The 19,778-nt window shown below is 68.2% G+C and carries 17 protein-coding genes; 5 read left to right on the plus strand and 12 right to left on the minus strand.

The window, feature by feature from the left end; genetic code table 11:
* Positions 1-80 precede the first annotated feature (80 nt).
* Positions 81-578, minus strand: a complete 498-nt coding sequence (locus BLV57_RS17460; protein WP_091289848.1) for a GNAT family N-acetyltransferase — start codon at positions 576-578, stop codon at positions 81-83.
* Positions 579-588: 10 nt separating this feature from the next.
* Positions 589-1,671: a redox-regulated ATPase YchF gene (ychF, locus tag BLV57_RS17465; protein ID WP_091289850.1), complete on the minus strand. Its 1,083-nt coding sequence runs from the start codon at positions 1,669-1,671 to the stop codon at positions 589-591.
* 105 nt (positions 1,672-1,776) lie between these two features.
* On the opposite strand from ychF, the gene BLV57_RS17470 reads away from it, so the two are divergent.
* Both BLV57_RS17470 and BLV57_RS17475 read left to right on the plus strand, forming a co-directional pair.
* Positions 1,777-3,219, plus strand: coding sequence for a DNA-3-methyladenine glycosylase 2 family protein (locus tag BLV57_RS17470; RefSeq protein WP_091289852.1), 1,443 nt, complete (start codon positions 1,777-1,779; stop codon positions 3,217-3,219).
* A complete protein-coding gene (locus BLV57_RS17475) occupies positions 3,216-3,713 on the plus strand; it encodes a methylated-DNA--[protein]-cysteine S-methyltransferase (RefSeq protein WP_091289853.1) in 498 nt (165 codons plus the stop codon). Before BLV57_RS17470 ends, BLV57_RS17475 begins: the two co-directional genes overlap by 4 nt.
* Here BLV57_RS17475 and BLV57_RS17480 read toward each other — a convergent pair.
* The 7 genes from BLV57_RS17480 to BLV57_RS17510 all read right to left on the minus strand — a co-directional run bounded on the left by BLV57_RS17480 (position 3,694) and on the right by BLV57_RS17510 (position 10,817).
* Complete coding sequence (locus tag BLV57_RS17480) at positions 3,694-4,179, minus strand: YceI family protein (protein WP_091289855.1); 486 nt, start codon at positions 4,177-4,179, stop codon at positions 3,694-3,696. The two genes, BLV57_RS17475 and BLV57_RS17480, sit on opposite strands and share 20 nt — an antisense overlap.
* Positions 4,176-4,643: a hypothetical protein gene (locus BLV57_RS17485; RefSeq protein ID WP_091289857.1), complete on the minus strand. Its 468-nt coding sequence runs from the start codon at positions 4,641-4,643 to the stop codon at positions 4,176-4,178. Before BLV57_RS17485 ends, BLV57_RS17480 begins: the two co-directional genes overlap by 4 nt.
* A 73-nt stretch (positions 4,644-4,716) precedes the next feature.
* Positions 4,717-7,440 carry an AAA family ATPase gene (locus BLV57_RS17490; protein ID WP_091289858.1) on the minus strand — a complete coding sequence of 908 codons (2,724 nt, stop codon included), beginning with the start codon at positions 7,438-7,440 and terminating at the stop codon, positions 4,717-4,719.
* Between the two features lie 14 nt (positions 7,441-7,454).
* A complete protein-coding gene (locus BLV57_RS43290) occupies positions 7,455-8,111 on the minus strand; it encodes a type II CBASS E2 protein (protein WP_483860465.1) in 657 nt (218 codons plus the stop codon).
* On the minus strand, positions 8,092-9,246 hold the full coding sequence (locus BLV57_RS17500; protein WP_091289860.1) for a nucleotidyltransferase domain-containing protein: 1,155 nt from the start codon (positions 9,244-9,246) through the stop codon (positions 8,092-8,094). The genes BLV57_RS43290 and BLV57_RS17500 overlap by 20 nt, the downstream gene beginning before the upstream one ends.
* 25 nt (positions 9,247-9,271) lie before the next feature.
* Positions 9,272-10,471 carry an SAVED domain-containing protein gene (locus tag BLV57_RS17505; RefSeq protein ID WP_143047082.1) on the minus strand — a complete coding sequence of 400 codons (1,200 nt, stop codon included), beginning with the start codon at positions 10,469-10,471 and terminating at the stop codon, positions 9,272-9,274.
* A gap of 97 nt (positions 10,472-10,568) precedes the next feature.
* A complete protein-coding gene (locus BLV57_RS17510) occupies positions 10,569-10,817 on the minus strand; it encodes a DUF2188 domain-containing protein (protein WP_091289863.1) in 249 nt (82 codons plus the stop codon).
* 539 nt (positions 10,818-11,356) lie between these two features.
* On the opposite strand from BLV57_RS17510, the gene BLV57_RS17520 reads away from it, so the two are divergent.
* On the plus strand, positions 11,357-12,472 hold the full coding sequence (locus tag BLV57_RS17520) for an ImmA/IrrE family metallo-endopeptidase (RefSeq protein ID WP_091289866.1): 1,116 nt from the start codon (positions 11,357-11,359) through the stop codon (positions 12,470-12,472).
* 51 nt (positions 12,473-12,523) lie between these two features.
* Here BLV57_RS17520 and BLV57_RS17525 read toward each other — a convergent pair whose 3' ends face one another.
* Together BLV57_RS17525 and BLV57_RS17530 are read right to left on the minus strand one after the other, a co-directional pair.
* A complete protein-coding gene (locus BLV57_RS17525) occupies positions 12,524-15,484 on the minus strand; it encodes an AAA family ATPase (protein WP_091289868.1) in 2,961 nt (986 codons plus the stop codon).
* Positions 15,484-16,626, minus strand: coding sequence for an exonuclease SbcCD subunit D (locus BLV57_RS17530; protein WP_091290457.1), 1,143 nt, complete (start codon positions 16,624-16,626; stop codon positions 15,484-15,486). The genes BLV57_RS17525 and BLV57_RS17530 overlap by 1 nt, the downstream gene beginning before the upstream one ends.
* 116 nt (positions 16,627-16,742) lie before the next feature.
* Between BLV57_RS17530 and rmuC the strand changes: the two genes are divergently transcribed.
* Together rmuC and BLV57_RS17540 are read left to right on the plus strand one after the other, a co-directional pair.
* Positions 16,743-17,690, plus strand: a complete 948-nt coding sequence (rmuC, locus tag BLV57_RS17535) for a DNA recombination protein RmuC (protein ID WP_091290458.1) — start codon at positions 16,743-16,745, stop codon at positions 17,688-17,690.
* A gap of 102 nt (positions 17,691-17,792) precedes the next feature.
* Entirely contained in the window at positions 17,793-18,656 is an 864-nt protein-coding gene (locus BLV57_RS17540; protein WP_091289870.1) for a DUF6542 domain-containing protein, read from the plus strand.
* A gap of 60 nt (positions 18,657-18,716) precedes the next feature.
* Here the strand turns inward: BLV57_RS17540 and BLV57_RS17545 are convergent, their stop codons facing one another.
* Positions 18,717-19,724 (minus strand): 4-hydroxy-3-methylbut-2-enyl diphosphate reductase, encoded by a 1,008-nt coding sequence (locus BLV57_RS17545; protein WP_176968658.1) that lies wholly within the window; start codon positions 19,722-19,724, stop codon positions 18,717-18,719.
* Between the last annotated feature and the right edge of the window lie 54 nt (positions 19,725-19,778).

Here is a 19,778-nt window from a genome sequence, read left to right on the forward strand (position 1 = left end):
TGGACGCACTATATCGTGCGCCCAATGAAAGTAACAACCAGTTACAAGCGATCACTTAACAGGACAATGGCCTGTTCGAGCTAACCGGCCAGGGACAGGTCCAGCAGCATCACGTGCAGGCCGACCAGGCCGTGGTCTGGATGGTCGAACCCCTCGGGAACCGTCCCGATGACGCGAAAGCCGAGCGACCGCCACAGGGCGACGGCAGCCAGGTTCGTCTCGACGACGGCGTTGAACTGAATGCTGCGATAGCCCGCGGAACGAGCCCAGTCGACGACATGGGCGCCGAGCGCACGCCCGATCCCGCGTCCCCGGTGCCGTGGATCGACCATGAAACTGGCGGTCGCGACGTGAGCGCCCCGCCCAGGACGGTTGAGGCCCATCTTGGCGCTGCCCAGCACGACCGGGCCGTCGGCGGCGACGACCGTGCGTCCCGGCGGCGACTCCATCCACCAGCCACGAGCCTGCTCCTGGCTCAGGCCGTCGGGATACGCGTACGTCTTGCCCTCGGCGACGATCGCCGAAAAGAAGGGATAGATCAGCGGCCAGTCATCGTCCGTGGCGTCTCGGATCAACACCGGGCACGGCTCAGACGTTGAACCGGAACTCGACCACGTCGCCGTCGGCCATGACGTAGTCCTTGCCTTCCATCCGGACCTTGCCTGCCGACCGCGCCGCGGCCATGGAGCCGGCCGCCGTCAGGTCGGCGAACGACACGACCTCGGCCTTGATGAAGCCGCGCTCGAAGTCGGTGTGGATCACGCCCGCGGCCTGCGGGGCGGTCGCGCCCTGCGGGATCGTCCAGGCGCGGGACTCCTTGGGACCGGCCGTGAGGTAGGTCTGCAGGCCCAGGGTGTGGAAGCCGGCGCGGGCGAGGGAGTACAGGCCCGGCTCCTCCTGGCCGACCGACTCGAGCAGCTCGCGGACGGACTCCTCGTCGTCGAGCTCCAGCAGCTCGGCCTCGACCTTGGCGTCCAGGAACACCGCGTCGGCCGGGGCGACGAGCTTGGTCAGCTCTTCGCGGCGGGCGGTGTCGGTCAGGACGGCCTCGTCGGCGTTGAAGACGTAGAGGAACGGCTTCGTGGTCAGGAGCGAGAGCTCGCGCAACGCCTCGAAGTCGACCTCTTTCTGGGCCTGGAACAGGGTGCGGCCCGCGTCGAGGATCTCCTTGGCCTTGACCGCGTTGTCGAGCGCGGGCTTGGCCTCCTTCTTGGTCCTGGCCTCCTTCTCGAGGCGGTGGAGCGCCTTTTCGAGGGTCTGGAGGTCGGCGAGGATGAGCTCGGTGTTGATGGTCTCGATGTCGCTGGCGGGGTCGATGCGGCCGTCGACGTGGATGACGTCCTCGTCGTCGAACACCCGGATGACCTGGCAGATGGCGTTCGCTTCGCGGATGTTGGCGAGGAACTTGTTGCCGAGGCCAGCGCCCTCCGACGCGCCCTTGACGATGCCCGCGATGTCCACAAAGGACACCACAGCCGGCACCGTCTTCTCCGAGCTGAAGACCTTGGCGAGCTCGTCCAGCCGGGGGTCCGGGAGCGGCACGACGCCGACGTTGGGCTCGATGGTGGCGAACGGGTAGTTGGCCGCGAGCACGTTGTTGCGGGTCAGCGCGTTGAACAGGGTGGACTTGCCGACGTTGGGCAGGCCGACGATACCGAGGGTCAGACTCACGGCCGCAAAGTCTACGGGCCTGTGTGAATCACCCGGCAGTGAGCCTGGAACGCCGTGGCGGATTTCCGCCAGTCAAGGCCTGGACCTGCTGGCATAGTGAATCGCATGACCGAACTGACACTGTGGCGCGACACCGAGCGCTGCTACCGCGCCGTCGCCTCGCGCGACTCGCGGTTCGACGGGCAGTTCATCATGGCCGTGCGCACCACCGGCATCTACTGCCGTCCGTCCTGCCCGGCCCAGACGCCCAAATCCAAGAACGTCAGCTTCTTCCCGACCTCGGCCGCGGCGCAGGCGGGCGGGTACCGCGCGTGCCGCCGGTGCCTGCCGGACGCCGTGCCGGGGTCGCCCGAGTGGAACGTGCGCGCCGACCTGGCCGCGCGGGCCATGCGGCTGATCTCCGACGGGCTGATCGAGCGGGAGGGGGTGCCGGGGCTGGCCAAGCGGCTCGGCTACTCCGAACGCCAGCTCGGCCGGGTGCTCACCGCCGAGCTCGGCGCCGGTCCGCTCGCGCTGGCCAGGGCACATCGGGCGCATGCCGCGCGGCTGCTGATCGAGATGTCCGAACTGCCGCTGACCGATGTCGCGTTCGCCGCGGGCTTCGCCAGCGTGCGGCAGTTCAACGACACCATCCGCGAGGTCTTCGCGACCACGCCGTCCCAGCTGCGGACCGGCAGGCGGGGTTACGTCGAGGGCGGCACCAAGCTCACGCTGCGGCTGCCCTACCGCGAGCCGTTCGACGACGGCGTCTTCGGCTTCCTCGCCGAGCACGCGGCGCCCTGCATCGAGAGCGGCGCGTACGGCCGCACGCTGCGGCTCGCGCACGGGACCGGCACGGTCCGCGTGGCGCCCGCCGACGGGCACGTGCGCTGTGAGCTGCGGCTTTCCGATCTGCGAGACCTCAGCAGCGCCGTCTCGCGGGTGCGCAGGCTGCTCGATCTCGACGCCGACCCCGAAGCCGTGCGGCGCGTGCTGCGCGCCGACCCGGCGCTCGCGCCGATGGTCGAGGCGGCGCCGGGGATCCGGGTGCCCGGCGCGGTCGACGGCGAGGAACTGCTGCTCCGCACCATGATCGGCCAGCAGGTCTCCGTCGCGGCCGCCCGCACCACGACCGCCCAGCTCGCCGAGGCGCTCGGTGAGCGGCTCGCCGAGCCCGACGACGAGCTGACCACGCTCTTCCCCACCTCCGCGAAGATCGCCGAGAACAGCACGGTCCTGCATGGCCCCCAGCGCCGCGTCGACGCCATCCGCGCGGTGGCGGAAAAGCTGGCAGGCAAGGAAATCGAGGTCCACATCGGACGCGACCCGGACGAGCTACGCGAGGAACTGCTCGCTTTGCCCGGCGTCGGCCCCTGGACCGCGGACTACGTCCTGATGCGCCTGCTCGGCGTCCCGGACGTCCTGCTCACCGGCGATCTGGCGTTGCGCAAGGGCGCCGAAAACCTCGGCATCACCGACCTCGGCGAGCGAGCGCAGGCCTGGCGGCCGTGGCGCTCGTACGCCGGAATGTACTTGTGGCGCAAGGCCACCGAGAAAGGAACGGCATGACAGCGCACTGGTCCACAGTGGACACCCCGATCGGCCCGTTCACGGCCGTCGTCGCCGACGACGGGGCCGTGCTGGCCTCGGGCTGGACGGGCGACGCCGGGGAGCTGACCTCCCTCATCTCCCCGGCGCTCCTCCCCGCCTCGGTCACCGAAAAACAAGACCTCGGTGAAGTCACCCGTGCGATCGTCCGCTACTACGACGGCGAACTCGACGCCGTCAGCGAGATCCCGGTCCGCCAAAAATCCGGAGAGTTCCGCGAACGCGCCTGGGACGTCCTGCGCACCGTGAAAGCAGGCCACCCCGTCTCCTATGCCGACTACGCGACCCTCGCGGGCAACCCCGCAGCGGTTCGTGCTGCGGCATCAGCCTGCGCCCGCAACGCGGCGGCGTTGTTCGTGCCGTGTCACCGGGTGGTCAAGTCGGGCGGCGGGCTCGGCGGCTTCCGCTGGGGCGTCGACGCCAAGCGCTGGCTGCTCAATCACGAGTCCAGCTGACCGTCAGGCCGACCTCGAGCAGGTCGCCGATCACCGGGCGGCCGTTCGGCACGCCGAGCGCGGACCGGCTGACCTGGCCGTGCGCCCGCACATCCACCCTGGGTCCCTTCGTCCGCACCTCGTCGACGATCAGCTCGATCTCGGCCGAGTCGCGGAACGAGAGCACGCCGGACACCATGTCCCCCGTGACCGTGCCTTCGAAGATGATCTTCGGGTGGCGCGCCGAGTCGAGAAAGCTCCGGCCGCGGACCTGCTTGTCCCGGTGCTTGTTGCCGGTCACGAAGCTCGCGGCGTCGATCTCGGCGAAGACGGTGACGCCTTCTTCGCCGACCACGCCACGGCCGGAGCGGACCTCGAAACCGCCGTGAATGGTGAAGATCCCGAGCTTCTTGATCGCGAACGTGATCGAGGACAGGCTGGGGACCAGCTGATAGGTGCCCACCTGGGGCAGCGTCGCGGCGGTCATGACTCGACCCGGTACAGCTCGACGTGGTCGGGGCCGGGCAGCAGCGCGGGGTCCTCGCCGGGCAGCAGCGGCAGCTCGGCGATCCGCTTGCCGCCCTCTTCGAGCGACTCGAGGGACGTGGTCAGCACGACCACCAGCTGCCGGCGGGCGCGCGGGTCCCACAGGCCCAGCACCCGGACGGTGCCGGGGAAATCCGCCATCGCGGGCGCCACCCGCTCCCGGTGCGCCCGGTCCCCGGCCTGCTTGACCGCGTCGCTCGCCGGACCGGCGAAGGTCAGGACACTGGCGAACGACGGCCGCTCGCCCGCGTCGCGCATCGGGGTGTCGTCGTCCACCCGGTAGCCGCCGCCCTCGGGCTCGTTTTCCCACAGCCGCAGCGTTTTCTCGCCCGGTCCGGCCACCTGCCGCAGCCGGATCTCCTCGGCGGCGCCGCCACCGGATTCCTTGCCGAATGTCGCGTACATGGTCCTCCTCCTTCGACGAGGACCACGATCTCCGTTCCCGCGCGCGGGCGGATCCGGGTAAGTACGGAGGCGGCTACGTAAGTCCGTGCGTGGCCGCCCACGCGGCCGCCTGCGTGCGGTTGGCGAGGCCGAGTTTGCCCAGCACGTTGGCCACATGCGTCTCGACGGTGCGCTCGGACAGCACGAGCTCGCCCGCCATCTCCCGGTTCGAGCGGCCGTCGGCGAGCAGTGCCAGCACCTCGCGTTCGCGCGGCGTGAGCTTGATCGAGTGGTCCTTGCGCAGCTCGGCGAGCAGCTCCTTCGCCTGGCGCGCGGCCGGGCGCATGCCAATGCGCTCCGCGGTGGCCAGCGCGCGTTCGGCGTACCCGGTCGCGCGGGTCAGGTCGCCGCGCGCTCCGCGTTCGCGCAACACGTTCGCCAGCCCGATCTCGGACAGCGTCCGGTACGGCAGCGCGCCGACGCGGTCTTCGAGCGCCACTGCGTCGGTGAAATGCCGGTCCGCCTCGTCGAGACACCCGAGCGCGGCCGAGAGCAGGCCGACGACACGGGACACCGAGCCAATGCACAGCACCGCCCCCGAGCCGCCCGCGATGCAGAGTCCGGTGTGCGGCAGCAGGAGTTCGAGGCAGAGTTCCATCGCGTCACGCTCGCCGAGCGAGGCGGCGAGGTCCGCGGAGTACGCGACCGTCGCCAGCCAACGGCCGTCGCGATCCAGTGAGCCCAGCACCGGGCGCAGGTCTTCGAAGTTCTCCCGAGCGGCCACCAGGTCACCCATGTCCGCGAAAAAGCGGCCGACCGAAGACCAGAAGATCGGCAGCCGGACGACCGGGCGCGCCGCCCTGACCGCGTCCACGATCTCGTCGTGGCGGCCTTGCAACAGCAGCATCTCCACACGGAACGCGGTGTCGACGCCGATCGCGCTCCAGTCCTCGGTGCGCTTGGCCCAGTCGAGCGCCTGGTCCGCGGCGGCGGCCGCGTCGGCGAACCGGCCGGCCACCAGCGCGCGCATCGCGCTCAGCCGGTGGAGGTGCCAATGCGCGAGCGGCCAGCGGATCCGCTCGGCCAGCACCTTGAGCGCGGCCAGTTCGACGTCGACCACCGCGAACGTCCCGAGCTCGCAGGAAGCGTCGATGCGCCACAGCCGTCCCCACAGCTCGGCGTCCTCCGGCTCGGGCAGCGCGATCATCCGGCGCGCCAGGTCGAGCCGTTCGCGGAGGCCTTCGGTGCCGCTGATCGCGTGCTGCCGCGCGCGGAACGCGTCGGCCAGCGCCAGCGCGTCGCCACTCGACTCGGCGAGCCGCAACGCCTCTTCGCTGCCTTCGATCACCTCGGCGAAACTCAGCGCCTCCGAGGCCGCGAGCGCGCGCTGCGCGACCACCCGTGCCCGGCAGGCCACCGCGTCTTCCGGCAGCATCGCGAGCGCGCGGTCGCAGAGCCCGAGCAGGTCGAGGTTCGCCGGGCCGCCGACCCCGTGCACGATGAGCGCCGCGCGGACCCACTGGTCGGGCCGCGTCGCGAGGTCCATCGCGGCGCCGCACCTGGCCAGCGCCGCGTCGATCCGGCCGCCGCCGTACTCGGCTTCGGCGGTGGAAAGCAGCAGCTCGCAGCGCTCCTCGTCGGCGATCCCCGGCAACGCGAGCGCGGCTTCGAGGATCGTCACGGCCCGGTCAGGGGCGAGCCTGACGGCATCGGCGGCGGCGCGGCGGCAGGCGGCGACGGCGAGTGCCCGGCTCGCGTCGTCGGTGGCCGACCGCAGCCGGTGCGCCGCGGATTCGCCCGCCAAACCGTTGGCCTCCATGGCTTCGGCCGCACGCCGATGCCACGCCAGGCGTTGCTGGACGGGCAGGTGCGTGTAGACGGCTTCGCGCAGCAGCGCGTGAGTGAAGCCGAACTTGGCGGGCATGTCGTCGACCAGGGTCAGCAGACCGGCGGCAGTGGCTTCTTCGAGTGCCGCGAGCGCCGTTTCCGGGTCCTCGCCGAGCGCCGCGATCTCGGCGTGCCCGCAATCGGTCCCCAAGACGCCCGCGATGGCCACCGCGCGCTGCGCCGCCGGGGACAGCTCCGCGACCCTGGCGCTGGTGATCGCGGCGAGGGTTTCGGGGATGCCGAAGGGCCAGCTGCCTTCTTCCGGCGCCGCTTTTCCCGCGATACCAGCGTGTTCGAGCGCGGTCAGCAGCTCGACCACGAAGAGCGGGTTGCCGCCGCTGGCTCGCAACAGCATCGGATGCCAAGTCGGATGCGCGGAGGCGGCGGCTTCGGCGACCTCCCCGGCTTGCCAGGCACGAGGGCTGATCCGGGTGACCGCGCCGGTCCTGTCCAAAGTGGTCAGAGTTTCGCGAAGTGCCGGGGCCGGCCGGTGAGTACCTACCAAGAGCAGGCCCGGTTTTCCGGCTCCCTGGCAGAAAAGCGTCAGCGTCGCCTCGTCGGCCCATTGAAGGTCTTCGAGGATCACGACAAGGCCTTGAGCCGCGGACGCGCTCAACGAGGCGAGTACCGAAGCGAACGCGAGCATGCGCTGGACACGGTCCTCGCCGACTTCGCGGAGGAGATCCAGCTCGGGGCGGCCTGCCAGCGCCTCCCACCACGGCCAGAGCGCCGGAGCGGTCTCTTCCTGCAACGTGCGGCCGAGCAGGACCGGGACATCCCGCGCCGCGGCGAGCTTGGTCAGCTCGGTGACCAGGCGTGTCTTGCCGATGCCCGGCTCGCCACCGACCATGACCACGCGGCCTTCACCACCGCGCGCCGCGTCGAGCGCTGCGCTCAACGCGGCCAGCTCGGGGTCTCTGCCGACCAACATGGGGTCAGTATTGTCTAGTCGTGAGTCTTGTTGCCGGTTCTGGCCACCCGGCAACCCGTTGCCTTCGGCGAGGACTGGCGGATGTGGACAAACCGAGCAGCCCGCGTCCCATTTTGGCGGATGCCACTGACCTGGGACAGCCTTTCGTGATCTCCGCTGGCAGGTCGTGAATCAAGAGGCTGACGCACCCCTTCAAGCGACTCAGCGGTGGCTGATTGCGCGTTGCCATGGCTGCTGCCTGCCGCGAGAGGTGCACTGCTCTGAACGCCAGGCCAGTCTCCTCCGCCTGTCCACTCGCCGATAGCTAACCAAATCTCGTAGTAGTAGAGCCACTCGATCGCCCATGGCAGGACCGTGCTGGCAAGAAGCATGTTGGACTTCCACTCACCAGGTTCATACAGGCACAGGCGGTTGCCAGGGTAGACATGCGGCAGCCCTTTTGCGTCGCGATGGAGACGCAGGATCGGTGCCAGGACCTCGACGTCTGGATCGAAAGGCGGCTGGTGAGCGATCTTGACGGTGTAGTGGCGAGACACGGGTGTCGGCTGAAGTTCCACTACACATGTCAATACACCGCGACGGATGCGGCATCGGCAGTCCGCTATGGCCCTGCGGAGCCCCAGAGCCTGTTGTGCTGCCGTGAGAACCGCCCTACCGCTGCGTCTGACCATGGAACGTATGGAAAGGGACGGGAGAGGTTGAGCGGCTGGCAACGGTGAGTGCTCCGGCGTTGCGGGTCATCCCAAGTTTGCCCGCGTCGCGGAGTTGCTTGGTCTCCAGTCCCATGCGTCGAGCGGACTTGCGGAGCAGCCCGAGGTCGAAGGCTTCACCGAGGCGGTTAACGAGGTAGTCGAGGCCCCTGCCTGCGGAATCGCCAGCGCTGTCGAGAACAGTCGCGAGGGTGTCGAGCCACGAGAGGAACTTTTCGTGGCGCTCAGGGTATTCGTGCCACTTGTCAGCGAAGTTCTCCAACTCGTGAGCAGGGTTGCGCACCCACAACTTGTCACTTTCCTCAGTGATGTGCTTCGGCATGTTCCCAACGGCGTTAATGGTCGCGGTGAACAGGTCGTTCTCGCCAGAGTACGCGTGCGCGGCGAGCGTGGTGATGATGATCGACGGCGGCCGATCGTCGAGGTCGTCGGCAAAATGGAGTGCGCAATGCCACTTCATCACCTGCACCATGCGCTGGAGCGTGCTGCGCACCGTCCAGTTCGGGACGATAGGAACCCCGATCTCCTCAGCCTTGGCCTCCAGGGCGCGGAGCATTTCCGGAGACCGGTCTCGGAACCAGTCCGCGTAGCCCTTCGGGTTGCTGTGGTGCCACGGGCGCAACTTCAAGTCGGTGACCAGAATGCTGGTGGGCGGATACTCCTCGTCGGACACGCACGGCACCACGTCAAGGTGGAAGTTGTCGTAACTCAGGGTCCAGCAGCGCCGACTCTCGTTGATGGACAGGATAGGGCTTTCATCGGTGTCGTCGTCGGCCTTCTCCTTCTCGTAGGCCTCGAGCATGTCGCCAACTTCGTTCTTGAGCTTCTCCTGGGTGGTGCTGGTCTTCTTGACTGCCTTGTGGCAGACGATGTCGATGTCGTACTCGCCATCCTCGTTCGGAGGCCGAGTGACCGTACCGAGGGTGAACGACCCCTGCGGGTAGACCGACCAAAGATCGCCGCCCTGTTCGAGCAGCGACTCACCCACGTCTCCGTAACAGCTGACAGTCTTGTCACGCAAGCTCTCGGGAATGTCGAGGTGCTCAACGGCTCCGGTGAGCAACGTGGAGACAATGTCCTCCGTGGAGTCGGTCATGGACGTAGCGCTCCCTCGTAAAAGGTCAAGCTTCGGTGCTGGCGGTGAAGAAGTAGCCGGGCGAACTGGGCGCGCGGTCGTAGATGTGCAGCGGAGGGTGCGCGGCACGCAGGAGGTGACGGCCGATGGAGATGGCCGCGGCAGGTGGCACCGCAGGGAAGATCGGGATAGCCGACACACCGGGGTGATCTACCTCGATGGTGGACAGCAGGATGCGCCAGGCCTGGGAGAACTGATCCAACGCTGCCTTAGTGCTGATCAGTTCTGGGGTAGGCAGCATCGTGTTGGGGCGCAGTTCGTAGATCGTGTGGGAGTCGAGCACTTCGGGCGGGAGCCGGTTGATGTCGATGCTCCCTGAGATCGAGCACAGGATCGCGACTCGCGTGGGGTCTTTTCCGACGCGGAGTATTTCCGAACCGAAGCGGACCGTTGCGCCGAAGTCGTCAAAACCCCAGACCTTCTTGCCCTCGCGGCGTTTTGGATAGATGTCAACTTGAAGCATCTTGTCGAGATAGGTCCCCAACAGGACCAAGACCGGGATGCGCGCGAGCGCGAACACCGAAACATGGTTGACCGCTTCCTTGCGCACCTGCGTACACAAATGCCTCAAACCATCTTCCAAATGATTGCGAGCGGCCGCCCAGTAAGCCAGGCTGCTGATAGGTTCGCCGGGAATCGCACGAAGATCGATCTCGAACTCGTCGGCGCCCCGTAGAATCGAGTCCGGAAACCGGTTATTAGCCAGCAGCGCGGTCGTCACACTGGCGGAGGTGAGCTCGACCGGCCTACCATGGATATGCCCAACCACCCGTAAAACAGTAGTTCGGCTTTCGTGCCCGAGGCCCGTCAGCTTGCGGATGCGTTCCTCGTGCCTGCGCTTCATCGCAAGCAGCGTGTCCACATCAAATACCTCCCACAAACTCTTGTGGTCAATGACGCGGTGCTGGTCGTGGCACAGCAGCATTAGGTTCTCTGCTGAATTGCGTTGCTCAACAGGGAAATCGTGATCACCACGTGGTGAACCAGGGGCAGTGGACCAGCCCACGATGTGAGCCAGCTGTCCAATTGGGACCTCTTGGCCGGTGACGTTGTCCGCCAGCAGGTACCGGTTGCATATGGTGCATCGCCCTCCGGCTGCAACCCAAACCTGTCGCGCTACGGTGTCGGGAACCGTGCGAGTCTCGCCCTTCGGGCCAAACGCCCTCGTCGTGGCACCGCCGGGCATGGATCTTACCTCTTGATCGATCTGTTCTTGGTCTACGGCGTCGCGCGAAAGCGACTCTCAGCGGCCCCAGTGCAGGTAATACCGAGGCCGCACAGGTTCATTTGCGGTCGCGCGGCGGATTCGGGTCGTTGCCGGGAGCGATAGTGTCGGAGTCGCGGAGGCGGCCGTCACGGCCATGAATCCGCAGTTCACCGCCACCTGCATTGCCGACGATCTCCCTGCCGCGCGTAATGGCGTCGGCTTGCCGCTCGTGGTGGCTGCTCGCCCGCGAGGCTCCTGGGGCGACTACGTCCCAGCCGCCCCGTTCCTTGTTCGGCACGACGTGCCGTTCGTTGTCGTTGGCCACGTCAGTGACCTCCTAACCTAGGTATGGGCGTTCAGCTCGCGCCTTGAGCCCAGCCTATCAGCAACCGAGAAGTTTTATGAACCTGCCAGGTACATGAGACTGACCATCAAGCAAGATGGTTAACATGGGGCCTACTGGTTTACGAAATGCCGGGAGGCCGAGGTGCCGGTTGAAGATCTTTTTCATCAGCCCTGAGCTCGCGCGTGTCTGCAACGACGACCGGGAGCGCGTGCAAATTTACGGCGAGCCACTCGCCTCTAGGCTGCGTCAGCGCCTCGGGGAAATCTCCGCCGCTCCTCGCCTGGCCGATCTGCGTCGGCTCCCGGCGGCACGGTTGAGGCACGACTCGACGAGCCTTGACGGATCGATGCTCATCGCAGTCGGGCGCCTAGCCGACCTGCGCGTGCGACCTCGGTATGATCCACTTCCGATCTTGCCCGACGGCCGACTGGACGAAGTCGAGGTGCGAGAACTCGTGGTGGCCGCTGTCGCGATTGCGTCATGACGATGCAAGCACGTCTCTGCCTGGAAGGTATCCGATGACACTCGGCGCCGAATCGCTCGAGTACTCCCCGCATACGTCGGCCCCACCGGGGGAAACTCTGAAGGAGACACTTGAGGCCCTGGGAATCACTCAAGTTGACCTGGCCCGACGCACAGGATTCTCGACCAAGCATGTCAACCAGATAATCCAAGGCTCCGCTGTTCTGACGCCTGAGACCGCGGAAGTCCTGGAGCGAGTAACGGGCGTGCCCGCAGCACTGTGGAACACACTTGAAGCAGCGTGGCGAACTCAAGCCGTACGAGAAGAGGAAAACAAAAAACTCAGAATACACCTTGACTGGCTAGACAAGTTCCCACTCGCCGAACTGGTCACCCGAAAAATCCTGCCCGATAGAAGTAAGTCCGTCGAGAACCTGCGCCTTCTACTCAATTTTTTTGGCGTCGCGAACCCTGAAGTTGCGGAAGAGCTGTGGGCGGGTTATCGAATCGCCTTCCGTCGATCTGGAAATATCGAGCCGAACGACTACTCGGTGTCCGTCTGGCTCCGCCAGTCGGTGCGCGCCGCCCGAAAAATCGAATGTCAACCGTACCGGCGACATGAATTGATTCGCCTCCTGCCCGAGCTGCGAGCCCTCTGTAGGCGCAACCCGGAGACTTGGCTCACTGAACTGCCACTACTGTGTGCTCGTGCGGGCGTTGCAGTCGTCTTTCTACCTGCCTTAAAAGGCACTCACATCTCCGGGGCGACTAGATGGCTCACCACGGAAAAGGTCCTGGTCGCACTGACCGACAGACACAAAAAGGACGACCGATTTTGGTTCTCATTCTTCCATGAAATCGCGCATGTTCTTCTCCACGGAAAGCGGCTCACGTTCCTTGATGACGATCCGATGAAATATGATGAAGATCCCGCAGAGGACGAAGCTAACCGCTTTGCCGCCGAGATGCTAATACCGTCGAAGTACTCGTACGACTACGAGCGGCTGAGAATTAGACCAAAGCCTTTCGTGAAGATCGAGGAATTTGCTGCGATGGTCGGAATTTCGCCAGGGGTCGTTGTTGGGAGACTCCAGCACGACGGGGCGCTACCTTGGTCGGAGGGAAACGGCCTCAAACAAGGTTTTAAGCTGACTCTCGACGAACTTCGTTGAGGCGCCTGGGGAGAGCCAAAGCGTACTTGAGAAGTCACGACTCCATGGGGTTCAGGCGGTCTGGATTTCCAAGGTGGAGCCGGTCCGGGCCTTGCGGACGCGCAGGCGCGTGGGGATCCGGTGCCGGAGTTCCTCCACGTGGGACACGAGGCCGACGACCCGGCCACCCGCCCGCAGCTCGTCGAGCACGTTCATGACGATGTCGAGTGTTTCGGCGTCCAGGGTGCCGAAACCTTCGTCGACGAACAGGGTGTCGAGAAGCGCTCCGCCCGTCTCGGCGGCCACGACGTCCGCGAGGCCGAGTGCCAGCGCGAGCGAGGCCAGGAAGGACTCGCCGCCCGACAAGGTCTTGGCGGGGCGGACGGTGCCCGAGTAGTCGTCGAGCACGTCGAGACCCAGTCCTCCACGGGTGCCACGCGACCCCGCGGCGTCCGAGTGCACGAACGAGTAGCGGCCCTGGCTCATCGTGCTCAGGCGGAAGGTGGCCGCGAGCGCGACCTCCTCCAGGCGCGCGGCGAGCACGTACGAGCGCAGCGACATCTTGCGCGCGTTCTGACCGCGGCCGTTGACCACCTCGGTCAGGGCCTTGAGCTCTGCGAACTCCTCCTCCACCGGTGCCAGCTCCGTCATCGCCTCACTCATCTTGCCCGCGAGGTCCGACAATTCCCGCGACCGCAGCTCGGCGGCCTGGAGCGTGGAGACGGCGATCTCGGCTTCGGCCCGTGCGCGGCGGGCGGCGTCCATCGCGGATTCCAGGTCGACCACGGCGTCGGGCTCGACGCCGGCCAGCTCGGGTTCGGCGAGCACGGACCGCACGTGCGCCTCTTCGGTCTGCGCGGCGGTGAGCCGGGCTTCGAGGTCCGCGACGACCTGGGCGGGCTTGGCCGCGGCCTGTGCCTCTTCGAGCGTGGCGAACTCGGCCTGGCGCAACGCGGCGTCGACGGCCTCGCGCTGTTCCTCGCACTCACGCTCGGCGGTCGCGACGGCCGTCCTGGCCTCGGCCAGCGCGTCCAGCGCGCTGACCACGGCCAGGAGGTGCGCACGCCGGGCGCCGACGTCCGCGTGCTCGCCGCGGGCCACCTCCAGCCGCCGGTCGCGCTCGGCGATCTGCTCGGCCAGCGAGTTCTGGCCGGTTTCGGCCTTCACCAGGTCTTGCTCGGCCTGGTTCAGCTGATCGGCGAGCTGCCCTGACTCGGCCTCGGCCTGCCGCGTTTCGCGTTCCCATCGCGCGCGCTGCGCCGCCAGCTCGGACACCGAAGTCAGCTCGGCGCGGGCGGCCGCGACCTCGGCCGCGAGGTCTTCGCGGGTGCGGCCACGTAAGCGTTCTTCAAGCGCCGCAACGAGTTTCTCCGCGTCAAGCTTCGCGAGCTGCGCTCGCTCGCGAGCGGCTTCAGCACGCTTCTCGGCGTCTTCGGCGGCCTTCTCCTGCTTCTCTTCGACCAAGGCCAGCATCGGCATCGCAGGCGCGGGGTGCTCGGCGGACCCGCACACCGCGCAGGCCTGGCCCGGCACCAGATCGGCGGCGAGTTCGGCCGCCATGCCGTCGAGCCGCCGCTCGCGCAGATTCTGCCGGTGCTCGCGGGCGTGCTGGTGTGCGTCGACAGCTTCACGCAAGGCGGATTCGGCTGCGGCCAAGGACTTCTGCGCACCCGGAAGCTCTTCCGCGTCCCGCAACGCCTTGGCGAGTTCTTCGGCGGTCAGGCGCAATCCGTCGAGCTTCGCTTCGGCCGCGAGAGCGTCGTTCGCCTTGCCACGCAAGCGTTCCAGCCGCGCGGGAAGCTCCTCGATCTTGCCGGTGAGCTCCTCCACGCGCTTGCCCGCGTACCGCGCGGCGTCCGCGAGTTCGCTGACACGCACGCGATCCTGGCGCTGCTGCTCGGCTTCCGCGACGAGACCGGCGAGCGTGCCCGCCTCCTCGCGCAGCGCGCCCGCGGTGGCGCGGAGTTCGACCGCGGTCCCGGTCGCGGCCTGGCGCAGCGTCGCGAGCGCGCGCTCCTGGACCTGCTCGAGACGACGGGACTGAGTCAGCTGATCGACGCGCTTGCGCAGCTGGATGGCGGCATCCGCGACCCCGGCGGCCCGTTTCGCCGCCGCGACCTCGGCGCGCCACAACTCCCGCTGGCCCGCACCGGCGGCCAGCTCGGCCAGCTTGGCGTGCGCGGACTTGACCCGGCGGACGCGTTCGGCCATCGCCTTGCGCTCGTCGAGGACGGCCTCCGCCTTCTCACGGACCCCGCGCACCTGGTACTCGGCCAGCTTGGCGGCTTCGACCTGCGAGACGGCGTCGAGGCAGATGCCCGCGACCCAGTCGATCTGCTCGTCTTCCGGCGCCTCGGCCTTGGCGACCTGGGCGAACCGGGTCACCCAGTTCTGTGTGGCCTGCCGTTGTTTCTGCAGCTCCTGGAACCGCTCGGTGCGCAGGTTCACGAACCAGCGCTCGATGTCGCCGAAGCGCTCGGTGCTGAAAAGCCGTTCCAGCAGGTCCTCGCGCTCGGCGGTGTCGGCGCGCAGGAACCGGGCGAACTCGCCCTGCGGCAGCAGTACCACCTGGAAGAACTGCTTGTGGTTCATGCCGAGCAGCCGCTCGACGGTCCTGGCGACCTCGTCGTTGCGGGTGACGCCGTCCGCCGCGTAGCCGCTCGGCGCGGCGCCGACCCAGGTCAGCGACACCTTGGCCTGCTGCTTGGTGAAACCGTCGCCCCGGCGCTTCGGGCGGAGGTACTCGGGGTTGCGGACGATGCGCAGGCGCTGGCCCTGGACGGTCAGCTCCAGCGCCACCTCGGTGACCTGGTCGGGGTCCGCGAGATCGCAGCGCAGCCGCTTGGTCTCGCCGCGCGCGCCGGGCACGGAGTTGAACAGCGCGAAGGCGACCGCGTCGAGCAAGGTGGTCTTGCCCGCGCCGGTGTCGCCGTGCAGCAGGAAGAGGCCATCGGCGCCGAGCACGTCGAAGTCGACTACCTCGCGCCCGGCATACGGGCCGAAGGCGGTGACCTCCAGCCGGTGCAGCCTCATTACGACTCTCCTCTGCCCGAAGCGTCCATGGCCATCCGTAACAGGCCTTGCTCCCTCTCGTTGGGAGGCGCGCCACGGCAGTCGTCGAGGAAATTCCGGGCGATCTCCTCATCCGTCCGGTTTTTGACGGCTTCGGCGTACTTCAGCACCGAGCCGATGCCGCCGCCCTCTGGCTGCCAGTCGAGGTGGACCGCGTGCGGGAAACGCTCTTTGAGCTTGCGCATGGCGTCGATCGGGCGGACGCGGTCGGTCAGCGTGACCGACAGGTAGCACTCGACGAGATCCTCGAGCTCGGGGTTCACCAGCAAGTCCGCGAGCTCCCCGGTGGTGGTGGCGAGCTTGCGCGGGACGGGCAGCTCGTGCCGCCGGACCTCGCGCAGACCATCGGCGTTGAAGTCGATCAGCCAGACGGATTTGCGGTGCCGCGCTTCGGAAAACGAGTACGCCAGCGGGCTGCCGGAATACCGCAGGTGCTCGGCGAGCACCTGCGGGCCGTGCAGGTGTCCCAGCGCGACGTAGTCGATGCCGTCGAAGATCGCGCCGGGCACGTGCTCGACCGTGCCGACGGAGATGGGGCGCTCGGAATCACTGCACTCGCCGCCGATGACGAACGCGTGCGCGAGCACGACGGATCGGGTGTTTTCCCTTGCCTGAAGGTCTTCTTTGATGCGGCGCATGGCTTCGGAGAGCACGGCGACGTGTCCCTTGGCCTCGATGCCGAGCGCGTTGCGCGCCGGATCCGGCTCCAGGTAAGGGATTCCGTACAGCGCGACCGGGCCGTGCTCGTCTTCGAGCAGCACCGGCTCGTGCAGCCCGGCGATGGTGCTGCACAGGTGCAGCCCGCCCGCCCTGGCGAACTCGGCGAACGCGCCGAGCCGCGCGGCGGAGTCGTGGTTCCCTGGCGTGAGAACGATCTGCGCCCCGGCCTCGTGCAGCCTCGCGAGCGCCTGCGCCGCGACACGGACCGCTTCCGCCGACGGGACAGCGCGGTCGTAGACGTCACCCGCGACGAGCACGACGTCGACCCGCTCGTCGGCGACGACCTCCGCGAGATGCTCGAGGACGGCCTGCTGCTCGGCGAGCAGATCGGCGCCGTGGAAGGTGCGGCCGATGTGCCAGTCGGAGGTGTGCAGCAATCTCACGGGCATCACGGTAAGCGGCCGGAGCGACAACATGTGGGAGGCGGGCACCCGCGTGTCCCCCACATCATGTGCTACGCCGGAGTGTCGGCCAGGTTTTGTCGGTGGGCTGCGCCATGATGCGTAGGCGGTCGGACACGGATGGGAGTTGTTTTCGGGTGACGGTGTTTACCACGGCCGCGGTCGTGGTCGCGGTGCTGCTGGCGGTGGCGGTCGCGTTGCTGTGGCGGCTCTACAACGACGGCATGCGGCGGGCGGACGCGGCGGCCAAGCAGGTCGAGGCCGAGCGCGCCCGCGCGAACGAGCAGCAGCTGTCACTGCGCCGGTACGAGGTGGCGTTCGCGTCGATCAGCGGGCGCGGCGAGCTGGGCGAGCAGGTGCTGCTGGAGACGGCGCGTGCGCTCGGCCTGCGCGAGGAGCTGCACTTCACGCTGCAGACGGACCTGGCGGGCGGCGGCTCGGTCAAGCCGGACATGGTGCTGCACGTCGGCGGCGGCCGGAGCGTGCCGGTCGACGCCAAGGCCTCGATGGCCTGCTGGGCCGAGGCGGTCGAGACCGACAACCCGGACGAGCGGCTCGACGCGCTGCGGGTGCACGTCCGGCACCTGCGCTCGCGCGCCGCCGAGCTGGCCGGCAAGGGCTATCAGCGCTGGGCGGACGCCATCTACGGCACGATCATGTTCGTGCCGTCGGACGCGGCCGTGGTCGCCGCGCTCGACACCGACCCCGAGCTGCTGCGCTGGATGCTCGACCGCCGCGTCTTCGTCTGCGGCCCGACCGGCTTCGCCGTGCTGGCCTCGGCGGCCCTGTTCGCGGCCAGCGACCGCGCGCTGCTCGAGGACGTCGAGCAGGTCCGCGCGGGCGCCGCCGCCGCGCACCGCGCCGCCGGCAACGCGGTGGACGCCGTCAACCTGTCCAGCACCCACCTCCAGCGTTTCCTCTCGGCCCGCCGCCGCGAACTCGACGCCCTCGAGACCTTCCGCTCCACGGTCGGCCCGCTCACCGACGCGGCGGCGGCCCCAGCCCCGGTCACCCAGATCCGGCGTCCCGACGAACTCACCGGCTGACCGCTGGTCAGCCTCACCAAGGAGTGAATCCGGCAGGGGTGTTACCCAACCAGGAAGGAGTGCTAGCAGGATCTTCACAACCAGGGGATACGGTGTGGACTTGTGACCGCGATACGCGATCGCCAGAGCGATCCTGATGCCGACGACATCCCCGTTCCGTGGGACGAGCGTCCCATCATCAGCGACCGGCGCGGTCTGCCCTGGTGGGGGGCGGTGCTGGTCGGTTTCGGCATGGCCGTCCTCGGCGCCTTCATCGACCAGAAGCTGCAAGGGCACCTGACCCTGCTGTTCCAGGCTTGCTACTGCCTAGGCGCCGTCGCCGCCGTGTGCGCCGTGCAGCGCCGCGGGCTGTTCGGGCCGATGGTGCAGCCGCCGCTGGTGCTGGCCGTGACCGTGCCGGGTGTGGTGCTGCTGGCCGCCGACCTGTCCCAGGACACCGACATGCTGTCGAAGGCGCTCAAGATCGGCCGCCCGCTGATCGACGGGTTCCCCACGATGGCCATCACCACCGGCGTGACGCTGGCGATCGGGATCTTCCGGATCTTCCGCGAGCGCGACCCGGACGCCGGAGTCAAGGTCAAGAAGGGCACCAAGCCCGCCAAGCGCGACGACGACGAGGAGCGCCCCGCGCGCAACACCGCCGCCTCCCGCGTCCCGGCGGGCGCCGCGAAGACGCCGGAACGCCGCCCGCGCCGCCCGGCTTCGGAGACCGGCTCCGCGCCCGTGCGCCGCCCGCGCCCGGCCGACGACGCCGCGCCTCGACGCCGCACGCCCCGCGAAGAACCCCGCCAGCGTCCGCGCGCGCCCCGTGACGGCGACGAGCCGCCCCGCCGTCGCGAGCCTCGCGGCGACACCCCGCCACCCCGGCGCCGCACCCCGCGCGCCGAACCACCCCGGGGCGACAACCCGCCGCGTCGCGCGCCCCGGCGCGAGCCGCCGCAGCGCCGCCCCTGGGACGAGGACTAGGACCACACAAAGGGCCCCCTTGGAACGTTGAGCGTTCCAAGGGGGCCCTTTGTGTGGTGCTTACTTGGCCTTTTCGGCGCGCCGGATCTCCGGGGGCAGCGCGAAGGCGATCTTCTCGTTGGCCGTGGTGACCTCGTCGACGTCGGAGTACCCGTGCTTGTCGAGCCACGCGAGCAGGTCCATCACCAGCACCTCGGGCACCGAGGCGCCGCTGGTGACGCCGACCGTGGTGACACCCTCGAGCCACGCCTCGTCGACCTCGTGCGAGAAGTCGACCAGGTGCGAGGCGCGGGCCCCGGCCTTGAGCGCGACCTCGACCAGGCGCTTCGAGTTGGACGAGTTCTGCGAGCCGACCACGATCACCAGGTCGCACTCGGCCGCCATCGCCTTGACCGCGACCTGGCGGTTGGTCGTGGCGTAGCAGATGTCGTCGCTCGGCGGGTCGGCCAAGCCGGGGAACCGGTCGCGGAGCTGGTCGACCCGCTCCATGGTCTCGTCGACCGAAAGCGTGGTCTGGGACAGCCAGATGACCTTCGACGGGTCGCGCACGGTGACCTTGTCGACGTCCTCGGCGGTGTCCACCAGCTGCACGTGCTCGGGCGCCTCGCCCGCCGTGCCCTCGACCTCTTCGTGGCCCTCGTGGCCGATCAGCAGGATGTCGTAGTCGTCCTTGGCGAACCGGTTGACTTCCTTGTGCACCTTGGTGACCAGCGGGCAGGTGGCGTCGATCGTCTTCAGGTTCCGCTCGGCGGCCTCGGCGTGCACCATCGGCGAGACGCCGTGCGCGGAGAACACGACCAGCGCGCCCTCGGGCACCTCGGTGGTCTCGTCGACGAAGATCGCGCCGCGCTCGCGCAGCGTCTCGACCACGTGCCGGTTGTGCACGATCTCCTTGCGCACGTAGACCGGCGGTCCGTACAGCTCGAGTGCCTTCTCGACCGCGATCACCGCGCGGTCGACGCCGGCGCAGTAGCCGCGCGGCTTGGCCAGGAGCACCCTTTTGCGCCCGTCGGCGCGCGGGACGTCGACGGTGCCTGCGGGCTCGATTCCGGGGCTTGAGGAGCTCATGACCTCTAGGGTACGGGCTCACTTCGTGTGCGCGGAGTCACGTCCGTGCCCCCG

Source organism: Amycolatopsis xylanica, assembly GCF_900107045.1.
Classification (GTDB): Bacteria; Actinomycetota; Actinomycetes; order Mycobacteriales; family Pseudonocardiaceae; genus Amycolatopsis; species Amycolatopsis xylanica.